At 66.4% G+C, this 22,267-nt stretch carries 21 protein-coding genes; 2 read left to right on the forward strand and 19 right to left on the reverse strand.

Translation table 11 applies throughout. The annotated features are described in order from the left end of the window. Positions 1–11: 11 nt before the first annotated feature. The 11 genes from K6L26_RS20285 to rpsB all read right to left on the reverse strand — a co-directional run bounded on the left by K6L26_RS20285 (position 12) and on the right by rpsB (position 12,326). Positions 12–1,175 (reverse strand): glutathionylspermidine synthase family protein, encoded by a 1,164-nt coding sequence (locus K6L26_RS20285; RefSeq protein ID WP_036388184.1) that lies wholly within the window; start codon positions 1,173–1,175, stop codon positions 12–14. Continuing rightward, positions 1,176–1,730, reverse strand: coding sequence for a hypothetical protein (locus tag K6L26_RS20290; protein ID WP_051752206.1), 555 nt, complete (start codon positions 1,728–1,730; stop codon positions 1,176–1,178). Positions 1,731–1,885: 155 nt separating this feature from the next. After that, positions 1,886–3,862, reverse strand: coding sequence for a primary-amine oxidase (locus K6L26_RS20295; RefSeq protein ID WP_064898756.1), 1,977 nt, complete (start codon positions 3,860–3,862; stop codon positions 1,886–1,888). A 4-nt stretch (positions 3,863–3,866) separates the two neighbouring features. After that, the gene (locus K6L26_RS20300) at positions 3,867–5,417 is read right to left on the reverse strand and encodes an APC family permease (RefSeq protein WP_435405343.1); all 1,551 of its coding nucleotides are present in this window, start codon (positions 5,415–5,417) and stop codon (positions 3,867–3,869) included. A 25-nt stretch (positions 5,418–5,442) separates the two neighbouring features. After that, a complete protein-coding gene (locus K6L26_RS20305) occupies positions 5,443–6,165 on the reverse strand; it encodes an ABC transporter ATP-binding protein (protein WP_221851328.1) in 723 nt (240 codons plus the stop codon). A gap of 7 nt (positions 6,166–6,172) precedes the next feature. Continuing rightward, positions 6,173–6,739 carry an FtsX-like permease family protein gene (locus tag K6L26_RS20310; protein WP_019347098.1) on the reverse strand — a complete coding sequence of 189 codons (567 nt, stop codon included), beginning with the start codon at positions 6,737–6,739 and terminating at the stop codon, positions 6,173–6,175. Beyond that, positions 6,736–7,911 carry an ABC transporter permease gene (locus K6L26_RS20315; RefSeq protein WP_435405372.1) on the reverse strand — a complete coding sequence of 392 codons (1,176 nt, stop codon included), beginning with the start codon at positions 7,909–7,911 and terminating at the stop codon, positions 6,736–6,738. The genes K6L26_RS20310 and K6L26_RS20315 overlap by 4 nt, the downstream gene beginning before the upstream one ends. A 162-nt stretch (positions 7,912–8,073) precedes the next feature. Continuing rightward, complete coding sequence (locus K6L26_RS20320) at positions 8,074–9,555, reverse strand: amidase (RefSeq protein ID WP_221851332.1); 1,482 nt, start codon at positions 9,553–9,555, stop codon at positions 8,074–8,076. A gap of 20 nt (positions 9,556–9,575) precedes the next feature. After that, the gene (locus tag K6L26_RS20325; protein WP_064898750.1) at positions 9,576–10,430 is read right to left on the reverse strand and encodes an LLM class F420-dependent oxidoreductase; all 855 of its coding nucleotides are present in this window, start codon (positions 10,428–10,430) and stop codon (positions 9,576–9,578) included. 209 nt (positions 10,431–10,639) lie between these two features. Beyond that, entirely contained in the window at positions 10,640–11,467 is an 828-nt protein-coding gene (gene tsf / locus K6L26_RS20330) for a translation elongation factor Ts (RefSeq protein WP_064898748.1), read from the reverse strand. Positions 11,468–11,495: 28 nt separating this feature from the next. Next, the gene (gene rpsB / locus K6L26_RS20335) at positions 11,496–12,326 is read right to left on the reverse strand and encodes a 30S ribosomal protein S2 (protein ID WP_036388198.1); all 831 of its coding nucleotides are present in this window, start codon (positions 12,324–12,326) and stop codon (positions 11,496–11,498) included. 301 nt (positions 12,327–12,627) lie between these two features. On the opposite strand from rpsB, the gene K6L26_RS20340 reads away from it, so the two are divergent. Beyond that, on the forward strand, positions 12,628–13,125 hold the full coding sequence (locus K6L26_RS20340) for a M23 family metallopeptidase (protein ID WP_221853439.1): 498 nt from the start codon (positions 12,628–12,630) through the stop codon (positions 13,123–13,125). Between the two features lie 103 nt (positions 13,126–13,228). After that, positions 13,229–14,194 carry an LLM class F420-dependent oxidoreductase gene (locus K6L26_RS20345; RefSeq protein WP_221851333.1) on the forward strand — a complete coding sequence of 322 codons (966 nt, stop codon included), beginning with the start codon at positions 13,229–13,231 and terminating at the stop codon, positions 14,192–14,194. Here the strand turns inward: K6L26_RS20345 and K6L26_RS20350 are convergent. From K6L26_RS20350 to K6L26_RS20385, 8 genes are all read right to left on the reverse strand, one after another. Further along, positions 14,178–15,005 (reverse strand): alpha/beta fold hydrolase, encoded by an 828-nt coding sequence (locus K6L26_RS20350; protein WP_245008621.1) that lies wholly within the window; start codon positions 15,003–15,005, stop codon positions 14,178–14,180. The genes K6L26_RS20345 and K6L26_RS20350 overlap by 17 nt on opposite strands. Before the next feature lie 85 nt (positions 15,006–15,090). Beyond that, entirely contained in the window at positions 15,091–15,987 is an 897-nt protein-coding gene (locus K6L26_RS20355) for a tyrosine recombinase XerC (RefSeq protein ID WP_077738925.1), read from the reverse strand. 68 nt (positions 15,988–16,055) lie between these two features. Then, positions 16,056–17,978 (reverse strand): acyl-CoA dehydrogenase family protein, encoded by a 1,923-nt coding sequence (locus K6L26_RS20360; RefSeq protein WP_221851335.1) that lies wholly within the window; start codon positions 17,976–17,978, stop codon positions 16,056–16,058. Beyond that, the gene (locus tag K6L26_RS20365; RefSeq protein WP_077738923.1) at positions 17,975–19,021 is read right to left on the reverse strand and encodes an oxygenase MpaB family protein; all 1,047 of its coding nucleotides are present in this window, start codon (positions 19,019–19,021) and stop codon (positions 17,975–17,977) included. The genes K6L26_RS20360 and K6L26_RS20365 overlap by 4 nt, the downstream gene beginning before the upstream one ends. A 22-nt stretch (positions 19,022–19,043) precedes the next feature. Next, positions 19,044–19,667 carry a TetR/AcrR family transcriptional regulator gene (locus K6L26_RS20370; protein ID WP_221851337.1) on the reverse strand — a complete coding sequence of 208 codons (624 nt, stop codon included), beginning with the start codon at positions 19,665–19,667 and terminating at the stop codon, positions 19,044–19,046. 120 nt (positions 19,668–19,787) lie between these two features. After that, on the reverse strand, positions 19,788–20,948 hold the full coding sequence (locus K6L26_RS20375; RefSeq protein ID WP_221851339.1) for an alpha-hydroxy-acid oxidizing protein: 1,161 nt from the start codon (positions 20,946–20,948) through the stop codon (positions 19,788–19,790). Between the two features lie 47 nt (positions 20,949–20,995). Further along, positions 20,996–21,862, reverse strand: a complete 867-nt coding sequence (locus tag K6L26_RS20380; RefSeq protein ID WP_221851341.1) for a siderophore-interacting protein — start codon at positions 21,860–21,862, stop codon at positions 20,996–20,998. An 87-nt stretch (positions 21,863–21,949) separates the two neighbouring features. Continuing rightward, on the reverse strand, positions 21,950–22,231 hold the full coding sequence (locus tag K6L26_RS20385) for a thiocyanate hydrolase (RefSeq protein ID WP_234815671.1): 282 nt from the start codon (positions 22,229–22,231) through the stop codon (positions 21,950–21,952). Between the last annotated feature and the right edge of the window lie 36 nt (positions 22,232–22,267).

The raw sequence follows: 22,267 nt of genomic DNA on the forward strand, positions 1-22,267 counted from the left end.
TTCCTTCCGGGTCACTGCGGGATGCGGTGTGGCACAAAGGCAGCACCGTTGTCGGTGACGAGACCGGAGGTCTCGCGGATGCCGAGTCCGGCGGATTCGTCGCCGACGATCCACGCCCCCAACGCCGGGCGCATGTCGTCGAACTGCGGTAGCGGGTCCAGCAACTGGTACACGTAGCCCTCTTCGCCGTACACACCGCCGGTCTCGGTCTCGAACCCGGCGCCGACGATGGTGATGTTGGCACCCTCGCGGCCCAATTTCGGTTTGCGCACGTAGTCGGTCAGCTCGTGCGGGTCATCGACGTAGGCGGGCAAGAGGTTCGGATGCCCGGGATACATCTCCCACAGCACAGCCAGGATCGCCTTGTTGCTCAACAACGTCTTCCACAGCGGCTCCACCCACATGGTGCCGGGCAGCTGCTCGACGGCCCGGCGACCGAAATCGTCGTCGAGCATCCACTCCCACGGGTAGAGCTTGAAGATCGACGACATCGGAGCTTCCTCCAGGTCGACGAACCGGTCGAGGTCGCGGTCGAACCCGATGTCCTCGATGGCCAGGCCCACGGTGTGCAGACCGGCCTCCGCCGCGCACTCCTGCAGGTAGGCCACGGTCACGTGGTCCTCACCGGTGTGCTCGGCACCTGACCAGGTGAAGTAGGTCTCGGCGCCCGGCAGGCGGTCGCGGATCTCCGTCCAGCGGGCAACCAGCTTCTCGTGCAACGAGTTCCATTGATCGTCGGCCGGGTACACGTCGGTCTTCCAGTGCCACTGCAGGATCGCCGCCTCCAGCAGGGTGGTGGGGGTGTCGGCGTTGTATTCCAGCAGCACCGGCGGGCGACGACCGTCGTAACGTAAGTCGAATCTGCCGTAGAGGTGCGGATCGCTGCGCCGCCAAGACTTCTCGATGTGCTCCCAGCTCCACTCCGGAAGCCCGAAATCGCGGTACCGGCCGGTCAGCACGACATGCTCGACAGCCTCGAGGCACATGGAGTGGAGCACCTCCACAGAGGCCTCGATCGACAGCACTTCGTCCATGTCGAACACGTAGTGCACCGATTCGTCCCAGTACGGGCGGTCGGCTCCGGTCGCGTCACGCGCCGGTGTCCCGTAACACATCCCCTGGTCGGCGACGATCTGTTCCCAGCCCGGTCGCGGGGAACTGCGTTGGCGGCGCATTCAGCTACCCGAACTTTTGCCGTAGCTCGACGACGAGCCGAAACCGCCCCGCGAGATCGACGTCCCCGACTTGGTCTTGGCGGTGGTGCCCTTGGGCTGTTCGAGGGTCCCGCCACGGGCGATGGTGCCAACCCCGCCGTTGTTACCGCCGTAGTAGTACCGGTATGGCGAGCCGAGGTAGATGAAAGTGCCGCCCGAGCTGCTGTGGCCGCTGGAACAGTACGAGTCGGGCACCACCTCGTTGGTGCCGTCCTTGACGCACGACGCCGCGATCTCCTCTTTGTGCAGCAGGTGGTAACCCAGCGCGATGACTCCGACCACACCGACCACGGCCACCGAGCCCATCAAGATCTTCTTGTTGGTGGCGGCTCGCCGCTCGCGCGTCTCCTCCTGCTGCCTGGCCCACTCCTCGGCAGCCTCGCGCTCCTTCTGCATCTTGTCGCGCAGGCGCGCCTCGGCCACGGTCGGCGGCCGCGGTGTGGCGGTAGCCGGATCCTGCCAGCGAATCGTTCCCTGACTGTCCTGCTTCCACTGCTCGTCCGGCCCAGACGTCATTCACACCCCCGCATACTCTGACACCTGCCGGTCATCATAAGAGCAAGCAGCCACCTGCTGCCCCGGCAGTTGCCGAAATGTTCGCACGAGCAGACGCGGACGCCCCCGGTTCATCGGTCTGCGGGGGGCGTCCGCGCCAGTCAGGGGTTCGCGACTCAGTGGTGGTGGCACGCCGCCGGCGGCGACGGTGGAACGTCGAGCGCCGGGTTGCCGTCGAAGAAACCCACCGGCTTGAGTTTGAAGCCGGTGTAGTGGCACGGCATCACCGGCCAGTCCTCCGGGCAGACCACATGGTGGGCACCCACGGTGTACCAGAGCACCACGTCGGTATCCGTCAGCGGCGCGTCATCGGCGACATACTGCGGCAGCCCCTGGGCCTCGGCGCACTGATACATGTAGTCCCCCGCGGCGAACAGCTCCCTGGGGTCATAACGGGTGACCCACAGGTTGTGCTGGACGAACCGGGCCCGGTCATAGATCACCGACCCTGGCTGCACCATCACCGGCACGATGTCCTTAGGCATCAGCTTGTAGCCCACCGGTGCGCCGAACTCGTTGAGCTTGGACGGGTTGACCACCTTCCAGTACCGGCCCGTCGAGTACTCCCAGTCCCGGGCTCCCTCGGACTCCGAGGCCACCAGCGTGTCCCGGGTTATCCAGGCATTGTGGTGCGGATTCAGTTCCGGGTCCGGCTCAGGGATCGAATCCACCTCGTACACACTGTTGCCCGGCCCGTCGACGCTCATGTCCATCCGGAAGTTGAAGAAGTGCTGATGGTTGGGGCCGTACATTCCCGGCGCCACCATCTTGCCCCAGCGCGGGGTCTCGCCGTCGGGAACCGCACCGGTGGTCAGTACCCCGGTGAGTTTGACCTCCATCTCGATGGAGGCATCGTTGTAGAAGTACCAGAAGAAGCCGTACTCGTAATTGCCGACGGTACAGATCATCGAGATCACCAACCGCCGGGACCGCCTGACCTCCACCTCTCCGGTGCGGAAATCGGTGTGCTTCCAGGAGATCCCGTAGTCCTCCTCGTGCATGCAGATGGCGTTGGGGATGGTGACGGCGTTACCGCTGGAGTCGTTGACCGTTCCGTCGAAGTAGAAGATCTCACCGAGACAGTCACAGCCAAGGGTCAACGGATTGGCCGAGAAGCCCATCCCCACCTCACCCATGTCGAAGACGTTCTTGTTCCAGTGGGTTGGGGACGAATCACCGTATGGCACCACCATTTCCGACAAGGCGGCGCGGTACATGATGGGCCGGACCTCGCCACGGTCGGTGTAGGTAACCTCATGCAGCACCAGGCCCTCGCGGGGGTTGAACCCCACCCGCAACGACCATTTCTGCCAGGTGACATTCCATCCGTCGACGGTGAAGCTGGGCCCGTGCGGCTGGGTGATGTCGATCGTCTTGACATCGTCACGAAACTGCGTGAACGCGGGCCGGTTGTCGGGCGTGAACATGAACTGCGCGGAGTAGTTGCCGCCCTTGGACGGTAACGGGACCGCGCCGTGGTCCTCGATGTCGATGACCTCCATGTTGTCCAGGTCGAACGTCACGATCAGGCCTTCGACGGGCCGCGCGTAGCCGTTCTCCGACGGCGCCGCGCGCATGAAGGTCAGCGGCCGGCAGATCAGCGGCGAGTTCTCGTAGTGGTCCTGCGCTCCGTAGTAGCCGGCCGGCCACGGGTCGATCATGGCCAGGCTGAAGTCCGTGACGCCCCGTCTGCGCATGGCTTCCTGCCATCGCGGGTCGTCCCGCACCTTCTCCTCCACCCCCGTCATGTGCTCGACCAGGTAGGAGGGGAAGCGACCGGGAATCGGGGTCCACGAATCTATGATTCTCGCGTCGAGATCGACGACGGCTTCATAGATCATCTTGGCGGCGCCGTCGTACATCGTCGCGAACGCCCGGCGCGGTACCTCGGCCTCCCCTGCGAACGACAGCGCAGCAGTCTTGGCGGGTTCAGCCAGCTGGATCATCACGAACTTCAATGTCGCTGTGGCGTAGTCCGATCCGGTGATGACGGCTGCCGCCGCTTCGATCTCGGCGCCGGTCAGCGGATCGAGCGGATAGCGGGTCGCGCCTTCTGCTGATTCGGCCGGCACCAGGGTGCTGTCCATGGTCATCGAGCTAAACCTCCTTCGTTGCAGTCGAGCCGTCGGTCAGGTCGAACACGGCGAGATGGGCCAGGGCGTCCTCCTGCGAGACCTTGTGCGCCGAGCGGCGGCCGAAGATGTAGACCACCAGGCCGAGGGCGAACATGCCGACGCTGATGCTGCCGACCCACTTCATCCACTCGGCGTCCCCGACCCCGGCGCTGGCGAGCCAAGATTTCGCGAACGAGTAGTAGACGCCCCCGATGGTGCCGAGGGTTCCGACGATGACGGTGATCCAGACGCCGACCATGCCCCCCGGGATCCGCCAGAACGTTTCGTTCTCATAGCGATCGGCGTACTTCTTACGGGCGATGACAACCGGAATGAGGAAGAAGAAGCCCGAAAGCAGCCACACGGTCGACAGGCCACCCTGGAGGAAGATCGTCGTGTTGACCAGGCTGCTCTGCGAGTACAGACCGACGATGAGCAGCGACGAGATGACCCCCTGGATCAGGATGGCGGACACCGGATTACGAGTGCGGGGGCTGAGATGGGTGAAAATTCGCGGCAGGTGCCGCTCCAGGCCGGAGACGAAGATCAATCGTGAGTAGGCCACCTGATACGTCATCAACGCGACGACGATGATCACGGCGAGCACGACTGCGCAGATCTCCATCAACCCGGGGAATCCGGCGACGTCCAGCATCCCGATGACACCCGTCACCGCGTCGATCTCCGCAGTGGGCAACGCCATCATCGTGCCCAGTGTCGTCATCAGGTAGATGGCGACCAGTGCCGTCGAACCCCAGAGGATCATGCGCGGGCCACTCTTGCGGACCGACAGGAACTCAGCGCCCATGTTGTACGGCGTCTCCACACCGAGCAGATAGAGCAGCACCGTGCCGTACAGGAAACCCGATACGGCGAAGTTGGGAATCGTCGCCTCGGACCAACTGAACGGCGTCGCCGAACCGTTCTTCACCGCGAAGAGCACACCCGAGATGAAGATCGTCAGCGCGAGCATGCCGAACACGACGAAGACGACGTTCATTATCCGCTGATTGGCGGCGAGCTTGGCCAGTGCCAAGCCGACCACCGTCCACAAGATCACCAATTGCAGGATCACGCTCGTCATCACGCCGAGCTGTGAGTGGAAGGCCAACAACAGGAATGAGAGGACCACTGCGGGCGACGACGCGGCGTTGAGGATCACCGGCACCCACGACAGGTAACCGCCGATGAAGCCCCAGGTCTCGCCCATCGTGCGGGTGGCCCAGATGTAGACACCGCCCTGCCCGGGCCACAAATTGCCGAGTTCCACCACGGCCATGCCGGCAGGGACCAGAAAAGTCAGGATGCCCAGTACCCACATGGGGATCGCGGTCCATCCACCTGTCGCCATCACCGAGGAACCGGTGATCCAGCAGATGATGAAGACATAGGCGGCAGTCAGGCCGAAGGTGCTCATCACCTTGGGCAGGATCTGTTCGGGGACCAGTTCGGTCGTCATCAGCTTGTCACGCTGTGACGGCGCCGCGACATCGGTCGGATTGCTCCTCGCGTCCGCGGCCAATTCTTGAGTCATTGATTCCTCTCCCAATACGGTTGAGTCAGTTGACGATTTGTCCGTCTCGCATCCGGACGACACGGCTCGCTTCGTCGGCAACCGTGGGATCGTGGGTGCTTGCGACGACCGTGACGCCCAATGTCGAGCACAGGTCGCGCAGCATGCGCACCACCGTCTCCCCCGTGCGGTGGTCGAGGTTGGCCGTCGGCTCGTCGGCCAGTACCAGGGTCGGGCTGCTGATCAGCGACCGCGCGATAGCGGTGCGCTGTTGTTCGCCGCCCGACATCTTGGTGGGCTGGTGATGGACCCGATGCCCCAGGCCCACCAGCTCCAACAGTTCGGTTGCGCGCTTGCGCAACGACTTCCGGTCGTAAGGTTCGAACATCAAAGGCAGTTCGACGTTCTCGACCGCGGACAGGAACGGGATCAAGTTGTAACTCTGGAATATGAAGCCGATGGTGTCGTGGCGCAGCGCGGCGAACTGGCTTTCGGTCAGCTGCCCGGTATCCTGCCCGTTCAGCGTGACCGAGCCTTTCGTCGGGCGGTCGAGCCCGCCGATGATGTTGAGCAGCGTCGACTTTCCGCTGCCGCTCGGTCCCATCAGGCAGACGAACTCCCCCGGCATCACCTGGAGTTCAGCGGCGACGAGGGCCTTGACCACCTCGTCGCCGAGCTTGTGCAGTTTCCACACGTTGCTGACCTCGATGACGGGCTTGCTGAGCGGCTGGGCGTCATCGACGGGTACGGCGTCGTCGAGTGCGGTCATGATCGGGTTAACCTCCCGTGGTCAGGGATCGGATGGGCGGACGTGAGGCGGCGTTGAAGGTGGGCACGAAACTCGTTGCGACTGCGGCAGCGACGCTGACCCCGACCGCGATTGCCGCGCCTATCGCCAACCCGGAGTAGGACACACCGGTGGGTGCCAGGCCCGCCAGTGCGACCGCGCTGCCGGTGATACCTGCGCAGACCGCACCGAGCAGCGAGCCCAGGACCGCAGCCACCACCGGTTCGACGAGGAGCGCGGCGATCACGGGGGCGCGGGGAACCCCGTTGGCTCCGAGCACCCCGAGTTCCCGGGTACGGTGCGCCACGGTTCGGGTGGTGGCCACCGCGACCTCGACCACCCCGACGAGCAGCACGGTGACCGCGATGAGGATCACCGCCCGGTTGATCTCCTCGGCGTGCCCCAATGCCGCTGACTGCGCGCGGATCCCCGACGACATGCCGAACACCAGCACCACCAGGAAGGCCCCGGTGGCCGTGGTCACCACGGGCAGTACCATCTCGCGGATCCGCCGCCGGGCGGACAGCCAACCGTAGGCCAGGCCCTTGCTGTTCATCTTGCCCCCAGGAGGTCGACCGGACGTTGCTGCAGGAGCCGGTGCACAGGCACCAGGGCGCCGACGATGGCCATCGCCGGCAGGAAGGCTGCCACCATTCCGGCCGCCTGGGCCCACGAGGTCAGTGTCGCGATCTCCGGAACCACCAGTGCCACAGCGATACCCGCGCCGGTTACGCCGACCGCGTAGGCCGCCACAAAAACGATCGCCGATTCGACCAGGAAGAAGTACAGCACCTCGTCGGCCAGTCCGATGCTGCTCATGATGCCGAATTCGCGTTTGCGTTCGGCGACTGCGGCCAGAAAGGACGAGATGGCGATGACGAATCCCAGAGCCAGCCCGATGGTGGAGATCAGGCCCAGGGTCGAGCCGGTGACCTGCCCCGAGAACAGCGCCGAGAACTTCTGCTCGAAGCTCAGCGGACCCGATCCACCGACCGTGTCGTAGATCAGGCCCTGACCGCCGGGCTCGGGCTGCACCGACGGATCCGCAGTGAACGGCAACTCGACTGTGGCACCGAAGGTCTGGGCCAGGTCGCGGCGATGTTCGTCGCCCGGTGGCGCCGTGACCGTCCACCAGCCGTTGTCGCCGACGAGGAGCCGTGCCAACGCGGGCGCCACAGTCAGCGACTCCCCCGTCCCCGAAATCCTCGCCGTGAGCGGCAGAGCCCCCACGTCGATCACCTCACCGGACCCGACGTCCAACCGGCCGGCCAGGCCGGAGCCCAAAACCGCCTGGCCAGAAGGCACTTCGTCACTGCCGCGTAGCGATACCGCGGTACCGTCGATCACCGTCACACCGGAGATCGTCATCCGGCCCTGCCAGCCCGCGGGGATGTCGAGCACCGGCGGTGGCCCGTCGGCAACCAGCGCCTGGGCCTCGTCGTCGTAGTGCACACCGGCGGCCGGCACCACCCACAACTGGGCACCGCCCAGCACATCGACGACCGAGTCAGCGCCGGTGATCGCAAAACTCGCCGAGATGGTGCGCACCACGGTGACGCAGGCGATGGCCAACGCGATCCCGAGCACCGACAACACGAACCGTTCGGGCCGGCGACGAATGTTGGCCAGTGCGAATCGAATCAAGCACCCGAAGGTGCCTCCGGTCCGCGCCGCGGTAGTCGCGATCTGAGGCGATCGGCGGGCTGTGGAGGCTTGAGACGACGGTATCGAAGCTACGGTGTCCACAGTGAGGAATGCTGCGAGCCGCGTGTTTCACCGCGAGCAGATCTCGGTGTCACGCGAGTTAACACCCTCCGATTGGTGTTACGTCACGATGTCGCCGGCACAACGGATTTCGTCGTCGCTCCTGCCGACGAGTTCAAAATCAGGCTATTTCACGCTCTTTCGCGCGCGTTTGCGTGGCACTGGTGCCGGATCCTGGATGCGTGGCCACGGCCTGGCCTCCTCGAGCTCGTAGGCCAGCTCCAGCAGCAGGGCCTCCCGACCGCGGGTCGTCGACAGCATCATCCCCGCCGGCAGACCGTTCGCCGTCTGAGCTAGCGGCAGCGAGATCGCCGGGTCTCCGGTGGCGTTCTGCAACGGGGTGAAGGCCACCCATCCCAGCAGCCGGTCGATGATCTGGTCGTAATCCGCCGTCGGGTCGAGCTGCCCGATCTCCAGGGTGGGCTCGGCCAGCGTGGGCATGAGCACCGCGTCATAGCTGTTGGACAGGTGCTCGGTGATCCGCCGCGACCGGGCCAGCCGGGCGATCGCCGCCGGGACGCGATACAGGTTGTGCGAGGCGAACCGGTCCAACCCGAGCGTGAGGTTGTCGAGCTTGTCGCAGTCGAAACTCGGGCCGAAGGACCGCTTGCCGCCGCGCACCAGCGCGTACGCCAAAAACGCCCAGTACAGCAGGAAATCGTCCTTGAACCGGGCCTGGACCGGATTACCGATGACGGTGATCCGGTGCCCGAGTTCTTCGAGCAGCGCGGCTGTCTTGTGGGTCAGCTCGGTCATTTCGACCCCGGCGTCGTGCACGACGGACTGCGTGCACACCGCGATGCGCAGGCGCTGCTTGCCCGGGCGGCTGATGTCACCGATCGGCGGCAACTTGGGATTCCGGTAGACCCGCTCCATCTCGCGCAGCAGCGCGGCGGTGTCACGCACCGATCGGGTCAGAACGCCGTCGGACACGATCCGCAACGGCATCGTCCGCAAGTCCTTGTCCTGCGGCAGCCGGCCCCGAGTCGGCTTGAGCCCGACCAGCCCGTTGCACGCGGCGGGGATCCGGATCGAGCCGCCCCCGTCGTTGGCATGGGCGATGGGAACCGCCCCCGCTGCGACGAACGCCCCGGAGCCTGACGAGGAGGCCCCCGCGGTGTACAGCGGGTTCCACGGGTTGCGCACCGGGCCTAAGCGCGGATGCTCGCACGACGCGCTGAAGCCGAACTCCGAGAGCCGGGTCTTGCCCAGCGGTACCAGCCCCGTGGCCAGGTAGGCCCGCGCGAAGTCGCCGTTGGCCGGTTCGGCTCGTGGTTCCCAGGCGTCGGTGCCGCGCATGGTCGGCATACCCTCGACCGCCGCGTTGTCCTTGACGAACGTTGGGATGCCGTCGAAAAACCCGCCGTAGCTGCTGGGTGCGGCGCCCCGGGCGTGAGCCCGGTCGAAGGCTTCGAAAGCCAGGCCGTTGAGGGTGGGGTTGACCGCCTCGACCCGCGCGATGGCGGCCTCGATCAGGTCGGCGGCCGATACCCGGCCGGCCCGCAGCTCCTCGACCAGGCCGACGGCATCGTGCTCACCGAGGGCATCGTCTCCGAAGGCGCTGCACCGGGTGGAGGCTTTTCGCGTGGGGCGCGGACCGCTAGTCACGCTGCGACGCTAGCAGTCCGTCACTGCGTGCGAGCCACGCTCTGCAGCGCGGCCAGATGCTCGTCCACTGTCCGAAGGCCTGCGCCCATGGTGTTCACCGTGACATGGGTGGCTCCGGCCTTGGCCCATGCCGCGATATCTGTGGCGGCCTGGTCCGGATCACCGGTCCAGTGCACGCGCCCTTCCATGCCGATGGACGCCGGATCGCGATCGGCGGAGACCGCGGCCCGCTCGACCCGGGCCCGGGCGTCCTCGAGCTCGGCGCCGGGGCCGACCATGGGGAACCAACCGTCGCCCAGCCGCCCGGCCCGCTCCAGCGCCCGGGCAGACGCCCCTCCGAACCACACCGGGATGGGCCGCTGCACGGGCAACGGCGCCAGGCCGGCCCCGGTCACCCGGTGGTAACGCCCCTCGAACGTGACCGACGATTCGGTCCACAGCCGACGCATCAGCTCGACCTGCTCCTCGGACCGCTTGCCACGGTTTCCGAAGTCCTCGCCGAGCGCCTCGTACTCGACCGCATTCCAGCCCAGGCCGACGCCCAGGCGCAGCCGCCCACCGGTGAGCAGGTCGACCTCGGCCGCCTGCTTGGCCACCAGTACGGCTTGGCGCTGCGGCAGGATGATCACCCCCGTCACCAACTCCAGCGAGGTGACGGCGGCCAGGTAACCGAACATCACCATGGGCTCATGGAATGTGGTGTACAGGTCATAGGGCCCCGACCAGTCCCGGTGGACAGCCGGATCAGCACCGACGACGTGGTCGTAGGCCAGGATGTGGGTGAAGCCCAGCTCCTCGACACGCTGGCCGTAAGCGCGCACGGCTCCCGGATCTCCGCCGAGTTCCGTCTGCGGAAACACCACCCCTATGCGCATCTCACCTCCAACACCATTCGTACCTGCCACACTCCCACATCGGCAAAGCCGATCGCCCCGGCGTGCGCAACTACCCGGCACCGACCGGGTCACGAATGAACAAAACCCCGCGCTTTCCGGGATCGCCGGAATGAGCGCGGGGTTTTGCGGCGGGCGGCGACGGCCGAGCCGTCAATCGGGTGTGATGTGCCGCCCGAGCTTCTGCTGGGTCAGGCCTGGCCGACCTCGAACCGCACGAAGCGGGTCACGGTGACGCCGGCCTCGTCCAGCAGTGCCTTGACGGTCTTCTTGTTGTCAGACACCGACGGCTGGTCCAGCAGCACGACGTCCTTGTAGAAGCCCGTGACGCGACCTTCGATGATCTTGGGCAGCGCCTGCTCGGGCTTGCCCTCCTCCTTCGCGGTCTCCTCGGCGATGCGTCGCTCGTTGGCGACGATGTCGGCCGGGACGTCCTCACGGGTGAGGTACTTGGCCTTGAGCGCGGCGATCTGCAGGGCGACCGCGTGGGCGGCCTCCTTGCCCTTGTCCGCGTCGCCGGCGGTGTACTCGACCAGCACACCCACGGCCGGCGGCAGGTCCGCGGCACGCTTGTGCAGGTAGGTCTCCACCGTGCCGTCGAAGTAGGCGGCACGACGCAGTTCCAGCTTCTCGCCGATCTTGGCGGACAGATCGGCGATGGCCTGCTCGACCGTGGTGTCTCCGACCTTGGCGGCCTTGAGGGCGTCGGCATCGCTGACCTTGGCGGCAGCGGCAGCCGCCACGACCTGGTTGGCGAGCTCCTGGAATTCGGCGTTCTTGGCGACGAAGTCGGTCTCGGAGTTCAGCTCGATGAGAGCCCCGTCCTTGGCCGCGACCAGGCCCTCGGCGGTGGCGCGCTCAGCGCGCTTGCCGACATCCTTGGCGCCCTTGATACGGAGCAACTCGACGGCCTTGTCGAAATCGCCGTCCGATTCGGCCAACGCGTTCTTGCAGTCCATCATGCCGGAGCCGGTCAGCTCCCGAAGGCGCTTGACGTCGGCAGCGGTGTAATTAGCCATGTAAGAAACTCTCCTTGAACTGAAGAAATCAGGAAGCGTCAGTGGATGTTTCGGGCGCAGCGGCGGCGTCACCCTCGGCGGTGCCTGCGGTGGCTCCGGCCAGCAGTTCCTGCTCCCACTCGGCCAGCGGCTCGGCACCTTCGGCGTCCTGCTTCTCGCCGGCACCCTGGCCGGCGCGGGCCTGCAGGCCCTCGGCCACCGCGGAGGCGACGACCTTGGTCAGCAGAGCGGCCGAACGGATCGCGTCGTCGTTGCCCGGGATCGGGTAGTTGACCTGATCCGGATCGCAGTTGGTGTCCAGGATCGCGATGACCGGGATACCCAGCTTGATGGCCTCGTTGACCGCCAGGTGCTCCTTGTTGGTGTCGACGACCCAGATGGCCGAAGGCACCTTCTGCATGTCGCGGATACCGCCGAGGCTGCGCTCCAGCTTGTTCTTCTCACGCGTGAGCATGAGGATTTCCTTCTTGGTGCGACCCTCGAAGCCACCGGTCTGCTCCATGGCCTCGAGCTCCTTGAGGCGCTGCAGGCGCTTGTGCACGGTGGAGAAGTTGGTGAGCATGCCGCCCAGCCAGCGCTGGTTCACGTAGGGCATGCCGACGCGGGTGGCCTCTTCGGCGATGGACTCCTGCGCCTGCTTCTTGGTGCCGACGAACAGGATGGTGCCGCCGTGGGCAACCGTCTCCTTGACGAACTCGTAGGCCTTGTCGATGTAGGTCAGCGTCTGCTGCAGATCGATGATGTAGATGCCATTGCGGTCGGTGAAGATGAACCGCTTCATCTTGGGGTTCCAGCGTCGGGTCTGATGCCCGAAGTGAGCGCCGCTGTCCAGCAGCTGCTTCATGGTCACAACAGCCATGAGCTCATTCCTTTATGTTGTCGGTTGTCGCCCGGCGTCGGGTGATGCCAGGCCCTGGTGCCTGCCGGCTGCCGAACCCGCTCCGGGAAATCCCAGGTCAGGACCGACGGCATCCGTGAACGACCCCGTTGAGGCGATCGATATGCGCAGACACGCGAAGTCAGCCCGCAAGCGAGCTGCGGCTAGAAGTTTACACGCTGCGCAGGCGTGCTTTTACCACGCGGCAAACGCGCGGCCGTCCATCCACAGACCCGGGTTTCGGGGCTTCCGGAGGACCTCGTGTCGGCGGTGAACTGGGGTGGTGAGGTTTGCCGCCGTGGCCCTGCTGTTGACCGTGACGTGGTTGTGGCCGGCCGCCGCACACGCCGAGGGCTCTCGGCTGCATTGGCCGGTGTCCCCGCGACCAGCGGTGACCAGGGGTTTCGACGCGCCCTCCCCTAATTGGAACCGCGGCCACCGAGGTGTCGACCTGGCGGGCATGCCCGAGCAGCCGGTCTACGCCGCGGGCGGCGGCACCGTGGTGTTCGCCGGAGTACTGGCCGGACGGCCGGTCATCTCCGTGGCCCATCCCGGCGGGTTACGCACCAGCTATGAGCCGGTGCAGGCGGCGGTGCGGCCCGGGCAGACCGTCACCACCGGCCAGCTGCTGGGCACGCTGCTTGCCGGCCATCCCGGGTGTCCGGCGCCGGCGTGCCTGCACTGGGGTGCGATGTGGGGTGCCGCTGCCCACGCCGACTACGTCAACCCGTTGGGGTTGCTCGCCGAAACCCCGCTCCGGCTCAAGCCGCTGGGTGGGTGACCCCTGCACCGCGAGCGTGCGTGTCTGCCGCCCGCCGCGCCGCCGAACAGCAGCGGTTTGCGCACGCTCGCGCGGCAGTCAGTGCGGCCTAATGTCGGAATGTATGAGCATCGCGTCGCAATCCCACCGCAACCGTCCTTTGCGCTTCGGGCTGCACACCGCGCTGCCCCGGGGCGCCGACTTCGCCGAGTTCGCGATCTCTGTCGAACAATCCGGGTTCGATGTGCTGACCATTCCCGATCATCTGGCGCCGACACTGGCTCCGTTCAGCGGCGCCGCCACTGCCTGCGCGGTCACCTCGACTCTGCGCACCGGCACGCTGGTGCTCAACAACGATCTGCGCCATCCGGTCGACACGGCCAGGGAAACCGTGAGCGTGGCAGCACTGTCCGGTGGCAGGTTTGAGCTGGGGCTCGGTGCGGGTCACATGAAATCCGAGTACGACGCCGCCGGGCTGAAATTCGATCCCGGTGCCACGCGGGTGGACCGTCTGATCGAGTCCGTCCAGGTGATCCGCCCACTGCTGGCCGGCGAGCCGGTCGACGTCGACGGCGCCCACTACTGTGTGCGGGCCGCCGCGGGCGAGCTGGTCGCCGCTCCCGGGGTCGACGTGCCGCTGCTCATCGGCGGCAACGGCACCCGGGTCCTGCAGCTGGCCGGCAGGGTCGCCGATATCGCCGGGCTGGCCGGGTTCAGCCACAACCACGACGCCACCGAGGTGCGGCTGACCCATTTCGATGCCGCCGGACTGCTGGACCGGATCGCCGTGGTGCGCGAGGCAGCCGGTGACCGCTTCGAGGACATCGAACTGAACGCCCTCATCCAGTTCGTGGTGCACACCGGGAATCCGGCGGAGGCCGCCGCGGAACTGGCAGGCCCGCTGAAGGCCGATCCAGAACTGCTGCTGGAATCCCCGTTCGTTCTGCTGGGCACCTACGAGCAAATGGCGGAGGCATTGATCGACCGTCAGCGCCGATTCGGCGTCAGCTATTGGACTGTGTTCGACGCATGGCCGGGCCGTGAATCAGCGTTGCCGCACCTGACCGAGGTGCTCAAGCTGTTGCGTTGATGTCCTGCAGAAAAGTGGTCATCGCGTCCAGCACGACATCCGGCTGGTCGCGCTGAACCCAATGTCCGGCACCTGCAACAACTTTGAGGTGGCCGTCCGGGATCAGCTCGGCAGCGGCGCGGGCCCGCGCGACGGGAACGCCGGGGTCGCGGTCGCCGTGGATGACGAGGGTGGGGCAGCTCAGCTCGTCGAGTCGGGACGTGTAGTCGGTACGCAGCAGGTCCCACCGCACCTGGTCGCGCTGCCATTGTTCGAACGCGTCGAATCCACCGGGTTGTGCCGCCGCGGTCATGATCTCGTCCATCAACGCGTCGGTCAGCTGTCGCGGATCCCTGATCAGCGCGCGCATGCTGCGGGTCATCGCGGCACGGTTGCCGCCTGCCCAACGGGTCACCGCACCGAGCAGGCCGGTCCGCAGCATCCCCCAGGTGGCCAGCTGGCGGAATCCCGACAGACGTCCGTCCGACAACCGGGGCATGATGCCGTAGCTGCCCAGCAGCATCGCGCCGGTCACCCCTTCGGGCCGGCCCAGAACATGGCCGATCGTCATACCGCCGCCGAGCGACAATCCGCCGATCACGTAGCGGTCCAACTGCATCGCACCGACGAACTCCCCCACGTAGGCGACCAACCGGTCCTGCGTGACCGGTTGTCGCGCCTGCGGGCTCCGGCCGTAGCCCGGGTGGTCCGGGGCGAGGACGCGATAACCCGCTTCGGCCAAACGGGGACCGATGCCGCCCCAGGACAACGAGGCGTTGTCCACGCCGCCGCCGTGCAGCAACACCACAGTTGAAACGGGTTGCCGGGGCACCCAACTGAGATACGAGACGGGTCCGGAGGGCAGGTCCACAGTGGTTCGGATCGCGAGTTCTCCTGTCTTCGTTGGTTTCGCGGTGTCAGGCGCGCGGGTGCGCTTGGTCGTGCACCGCACGCAGCCGTTCGACGGTGACGTGGGTGTAGAGCTGTGTGGTGGCCAGCGAGGTGTGACCCAGCAGTTCCTGCACGATGCGCAGGTCGGCACCGCCTTCGAGCAGGTGGGTGGCCGCGCTGTGGCGCAGCCCGTGGGGTCCGATGTCGGGGGCACCGTCGACGGCGGAGACGGTCTGATGTACCACTGTGCGGGCCTGGCGCGGGTCGAGCCGTTTACCCCGGGCACCGAGCAGCAGCGCCGGACCGGAGTCGGCAGAGGCGAGCGCGGGACGCCCTTCAGTGAGCCAGGCCGTCAACGCGACATGGGCCGGTTCGCCGAATGGGACCGTACGCTGCTTGTTTCCCTTGCCCAGCACCTGAAGCACCCGGCGTGAGGTGTCGATGTCGTCGATGTCCAACCCACACAATTCGCTGACGCGAATACCCGTGGCGTACAGCATCTCCACGATCAGCCGGTCCCGCAACGCCAGCGGATCACCCTCGCGGGCAGCAGAATTCATCGCCTCCATGGCGTCGATCGCCTGATCGCGACGGAGCACCGCAGGCAACGTGCGGTGTGCCTTGGGGACCTGGAGCCGAGCGGCAGCGTCCTCTGGTAGCAGTCCCCGGCGGGCCGCCCAGGTGCAGAAGGTCTTCACCGTCGAGGTGCGCCGCGCCAACGTGGTCCGCGCCGCTCCGGCCGCGGCCTGACCGGCCAGCCACGACCGCAGCCTCGGCAGGGTCACCGTCTCCATGCCACCACCGGTGAAGTCGAAGAATGCCGACAGGTCACCCCGGTACGCCCGCCGCGTGTGTTCGGACCGGCCGCGTTGCAGCGCCAGGTATTCGTCGAACTCGGCGAGTACTTCCGGGACTGCGGGCACCCTGCCACGGTGGCAGAAGTCCGGCCGGCCTGCACCCGACGCGCCGGACCGCTACCCGCGCGTGACCATCACGGGTTCATCTCGTAGCGGCCGGCCAGTCCACGCACGGCGGTCACCACACGATCGCGGCGCGCGGCGTCGGCCACGGGCTGCCTGACAATGTCGAGGGCGCGCTGTTGCTGCACGGCGGTGGCATCCGGATGGCAGTGCAGCTTGGTCGCGTGCGTGGACATGTCGGTGACGAGCACCTCGAACAGCTGGTCGATCAGATCGGCGTCCGCACCCTCGATCTCGGCCTGCTCCAGGATCAGCTGGGCGTACGGGATCAGGGTGAACATCTCACCGATCGCGAACAGGAAGTCCACGTTGCGTTGCTGCTCGGCGTTCGGTGTCGCCACCGCGAGCAGCGTCTGCAAGGCCAGGGCCTGGTCGAGGAACACCGCGACGTTCGGCGCCGACGAGTATCCACTCAGCACCGACTGCCAGTCCCCGAACCGAATTTTCGCCAGCCCACTGCTCGGCCCCTGACGGAACAGGAAGTCGTCGTTGGCGGCGTCCCGGCGGGTGGGGATCTCCGGCACGCGGGCCAACAGCGGCTTGAGTTGCGGAATACGCTGTGCTAGTGGAGATCCCGCCATGGCGCCACCCGCGGCCCGCAGGCCGCCGGCGAGTGCGCCCAGCACCGGGCCCGGCGCCTTACCGACGGGCAATGCGGACAGCGCCGCAAGTCCGATGCTCGACGCGCCGAACATGTAGTTCTGCATGAACTTCAGCGACAGCGCCATGTTGACGTGCACCGTGCCTTCCAGCCGCGGCAGGCCGGTGAGTCCCAGCAGCGCCATGGTGAAGTACATGTCGGACTCGAAGGCGCGCGCGGCGATCGTGTCGGCGAGCAGGGTGACGATCTTCTCGCCCTCGCGGGTGACGTTCATCTTCTCGATCGCATTGAACAACAGGTAGCGACGATCGTCCGGGCTCGCGCTGCGCATGTAGTCGATGGCCCGCTCGCTGTACAGCTTCATCCCGACCAGCCGCGCATAGCCGTCGGCGAGCATCCGGCGGATCTGAGGGAATTCGGTGACCCGCTGGCCGAACAGCACCCGGTTCTCGGCATGGGTGACGGCCTCGTACATGGCATGCTCACAGGCTCCGATGGCGCCGAATCCCAAGTTGAACTTGCCGATGTTCACGGTGTTGATCGCGGCGTTGAACGCGGCCTTGCCCTGGTGCAGGATGTCTTCGGCGGTGACCGGATAGTCCTCCAGATCGAACGCCGCGACGTACATCTGGCCGTCGACCACGTTCTTGCGCAGGTGGTAGCTCGGATGTTGGCTGTCAGCGGCGAAGAACAGGTAGCCCTCGAAGTCCTCCGGCGGGCGGCGCCGATCGAGATCAGAACTGTCGATGATCGGTTTGTCGGAGCGACGGCCGAATACCGAGACCATGCCGGCGAGGTTCCCGTTGCCGATGTAGTACTTGCCACCGGTCGCGGTGTATGAACCATCGGGGCCGGGCTCCAGCACCATGTCGGTCGAATAGACGTCGGCGCCGTGGGACTGCTCGGAGAGTCCGAACGCGAAGATCTCCCCCGAATCAAGCAGGGCGGCAGCCTTTTTGCGTGCGACCTCGTTCTCCGATTGCCAGATCGGTCCGAGTCCGAGGATGGTGACCTGCCAGACATACCAGTACTGCATGCCGTAGAAGCCGAGGATCTGGCTGTACATGGCATTGCGTGCGGTGTCCCAGCGCTTGTGGGGATCGCCGTCAGCCTCCGACGCGGGCGTCAGGAATGTCGCGAAGATGGCCTCCCGCTTGACCAGGTCGAGAAAATCGCTGTACCAGACCCGATCCCGGTCCTGCTGCTTGAGCCACCGCTTGCCGTGAGACTCGAAGAAGTCGATGGTGGCCCGGAAGATCTCCCGCGTTCGGGCGTCGAACTGATCGAATTCGGTCCGATTCGGGTCGAACAGGACATCGGATCGTGTGGTCACGCCAAACTCCCTAGGTAAGTCTGAGATTCGATGAGTCCTTCGTCACTGGGCAGTTGGCCCTGGCCGAACACCCGCTCATGCTGGCGGGCCCGCAGCTCCTGGTGCGCGTCGGCGGGTTTGGGATAGCCGTAGCGCCTGCGCCCCTCCTCGGGGCTGAGCACTTCGTTGGACCGCGGCGGGATGCCCATGATGTAGGGGCCGGCGATCGGCACCACGGACGGCGCAATGATCTTGGCCACCAACAGCTTCAGCCGTGGCACGCGGTTGACCACCCCGAAGCCCAGCTTCAGTACGGGCCGCACCGCCCAATCCACCAGGCGTGGCTGGTCGAATCCGCTGAGCCGGCGCATCCACCGGGGCATGGTGGCGATGGTTCCGGCCCGCAGGAACCAGTTGAGGATCTCGACGGCCGGCCTTGCGAGGCGCGGCGCGGGCGGCAGCACCACCTTGGCGTTGAGCAGATGGTCCATCATGGCGCGGGCGGCTTCGCTGACCGCGAGGTGCGGCCGCATCTGCTCGAAGTAGGCGTTGATGCCTTCGCGGGTCCGCGGTACGTCGGCCGGATCGCAGGTCTGGAACTCGGCGGCTCGTGCACAGTCCTGCCAGTAGCGGGCCTCTTCCTCTGCCGTCAGCTTGCCGCCGCCGTAGAGTTCATACGCCTTGAGCACGGAGTGCCAGCCGGTGAGCAGGATCCACAGCTGCGAGTGAGGATCGTTGGCGTCGTACTTGTTGCCGCTCAGCGGCTCGGTACCGATGGCTTTCGAGTGCACTTTGACCAGGACGTCGGCGGCCTTGAGCACCGATTCGGTGTCGGCGAAGGCGACCATGGCGAAGTAGCGGACGGTCCGGTCGTAACGGGTGCGCGGCCGGTCGTAGTTGGCGCCGGTGGTGTCGACCGCGGCGATTAGGGCAGGGTCGAGTTCCTCGACCACGACGGCGCGTTGCAGCCCGATGATCGGTGTGGTGGCGTGGCCCCAGACCTTCCACGTCACCGAATCCGGCCCGAAGAACCCGTAATCAGCCATCGGCTGGAGATCAGACATGGGACAACTCCTCTGTACTGGGTCAGGCGGTACGAAACGCCCGATAGGTGGCCGATCCGATGAACTCACCCAATGTGGTTGGGGTCCAGTCTTTTCCGTCGTCGTGCAGTAAGGTCCGCACCGCGCCCTCACAGGCGGACACGAACTGCTCGACCAGCACCGGCAGCTTCTTGTCGGCGTCGACGGTGCCCCAGCGTTGCAGCGTGGGCGCCAGCCGCTTGGAAACCTTGCCGATCATCACGGCACGGCCGTTGCGGAAGTGTTTGGCCACGGCCGGGTCCGGATCGGCACTCATGACGAGCCGCCAGGAATCGGGCCTGCCTGCGACCGTCTCGAGCAACGCCTGGAAGCCCTCCACGAACACGGTCTCGTCGGCATTCGCGCGACCGTAGGGCAGTGCGTCGATCGCCCCTTGGATCAGCAGTCCCAGCTCCCGCTCGAGCAGTGCCCGCAGCAGTTCGACCCGGTCGGCAAAACACGAGTACACCACCGGGCGGGTGACCTTGAGCCGCTGCGACACCGCGCCGATCGTGACGGCCGCGACCCCCTCGGACACCGCGATCGCCAGGGCCGCATCGAGTACCTGCGGGCGCCGTCGCTCGGGGCCCAGGTGCGCGGCCCGCTCGCGAACGGTTTCTACACTCATGAAGGAAAATGCTACACCGATGAATATTCTCAGCGCCAGAGCCGCCCACCTGGGAATTTGTGGTCTCTTGTCACGCTGGAGTGGCTGTCAGCCCCCAGCGCCACTCCAGCGTGACAAAGGTCAGTCGACCCGGCGCAGCGCCTCGGGCGTGAGATCGGCCAGCGTCGGGTACCCGTCGACGCCCATGATCAGATCGGCCTCGGCGAGCAGCGAACGCAGCACGTGCACGATGCCGTCGGGCCCTCCCAGCGCCAGCCCGTACGCGTACGGGCGGCCCACACCGACGGCAGTGGCCCCCAGGGCGAGCGCCTTGACGATGTCGGCGCCGTTGCGGATCCCCGAGTCGAACAACACCGGCAGTCCGTCGGCGGCCTCGACCACTCCGGGCAGGCAGTCGATCGCGGGCAGGCCGCCGTTGGCTTGGCGCCCACCGTGATTGGAGCAGTAGATCCCGTCGACGCCGCCGTCCTTGGCCCGCCGCACGTCGTCGGGATGACAGATGCCCTTGAGGATCAGCGGCAGTTTCGTCAGCGACCGCAGCCAGGGCAGGTCGTCCCAGGTGAGCGGATTGCCGAACAGGCTGACCCAGCGCAGCACGGTGGCCTGCGGGTTCTCTTCGGGCGGCTGCGGCAGCCCGGCCCGGAACACCGGGTCACTGGTGTAGTTGGCCAGGCATTTGCCCCGCAGCTGCGGGAAGTTGGAGGTGGCCAGATCCCGCGGCCGCCAACCCGGTACCCAGGTGTCGAGCGTGACGACGATGCCCTTGAACCCGGCTTTCTCTGCGCGCTGGACCAGACTGGCGGCAAGGTCCTTGTCGGTCGGTGTGTACAGCTGGAAAAAGCCTGGGGTGTCACCGAATTCGGCGGCGACGTCCTCGAGCGGATCCTCGGTCAGGGTGGACAACACCATCGGCACCCCGGTGCGCGCGGCAGCACGGGCACCGGCCAGATCGCCGTGACCGTCCTGCCCGCAGATGCCCAGCACCCCGATCGGCGCCATGAACAACGGCGAGGCCAGCTTGAGCCCGAACAGGTCGACGGACAGGTCCCGTTCCCGGTGGGCGTTGAACATGCGCGGCATCAGACCCCACCGGTCGAACGCGGTGCGGTTCACCTGCTGGGTACGTTCGTCGCCCGCTCCCCCGGCCACATAGGACCAGATCGAGGCAGGCATCGCGGCTTGAGCTTTGGCCTCCAGCCCCGCGTAGTCCATCGGCATGGTCGGCAGCACGCCGGACAGCCCCTGCAGGTAGATCTCGAGTTGGTAATCGCCGTATGCCATGACGGCTACCTTGCCATCCCGGGGCCGGCCGGTACCCGCACCCAGGTTCAGTTGGCGGTGTCGGCCTCGGCTTTGGCCAGCTCGGCCTTCCACTGCCGGAAAGTCTCCTCGGTGCGCCCGCGGCGCCAGTATCCCGAGATCGAGGCCGCCCACTTGGCGGGGACGCCGCGTTCCTTGCGGATGTAGGGACGCAGGTTGTGCATGACAACCTGTGCCTCACCGTGGATGAACACCTGCACCTGACCCGGCAGCCAGTCGGCCTCCTTCACGGCGGCGATCAGCGGTGCGTTGTCTCCGGAGTGATCGTCGCCTACCAGGTCAGCGCGGCCACCGCGGTGGATCCAGTTGACCTCGACACCGGCGGGGGCGCTGAGGGCGACCTCGTCGTGCGGGCCGGCCACCTCGATGAAGACTTTGCCGATCGCGTCGGGCGGCAACGCCTCAAGGGCGGCACCGATGGCCGGTAGCGCCGATTCGTCGCCGGCGAGCAGGTGCCAGTCGGCGGCGGGGTCGGGGGTGTAGGCGCCACTGGGCCCCATCAGGTAGGCGGGCTGGCCCGGTACCGCCGCCGCGGCCCAGGGGGCGGCCACCCCTTGCTCACCGTGCACGACGAAGTCGATGGTGATCTCGCCTCGCTCCCTGTCGACCTTTCGCACCGTGTAGGTACGCACAGTCGGTCGCTGTTCGGCGGGCAACTCCTGAAAGCTGTCCAGCGTCAAGGGTTTCGGGAGCACCGACACATCCACGTTCGCCGGAACGATGACCAGTTTGGCGTAGGCGTCGCTGAAGTCGTTGGGCGAGAACGTGTCGAAGCCCGTACCCTCGCCCGATCCCCCCAGTACCAGGCGGACGATGTGGTCGGTCAGCTGTTCGCGATGCACCACCTGAAAGGTGTGCACGGGTCGTCCTGCCATGGTGCCTCCAAGATCATCTGCCGCTCGTTTGTTAGCCGACCTCATCGACTATACGGAGGCCACCGGCCGGCCTGGGTGCTACGTGTTTCAGGCCTCGAGTCTCCTCCGGACCACGGCGAGCCGTTCTTGCAGCTCGCTTTCGGTGATCACGCCACGGGCCAGAAGCGAATGCGCGAGGGCGACGAGCTGGTTCTCGGGGTACGGCAGGTCGGCATAGACGGTTGCCGACAACAGGTCTTCCTCGTCGCGTCGCTGTTTGAAATCGGGCACGCCTGCGTCGCAGGCGGCCTGGTCGAGGGCGTCACAGAAGCCGTCAAGGCTGCTCTTCCACGGCGGGACCAGGTTTTCGACGCCGTACTTGGCGGCCATCAGCGGCCAGACCTGATTGCGTTCCACGATGCGCGC

It is taken from the genome of Mycobacterium farcinogenes (assembly GCF_019739075.1).
GTDB lineage: Bacteria > Actinomycetota > Actinomycetes > Mycobacteriales > Mycobacteriaceae > Mycobacterium > Mycobacterium senegalense.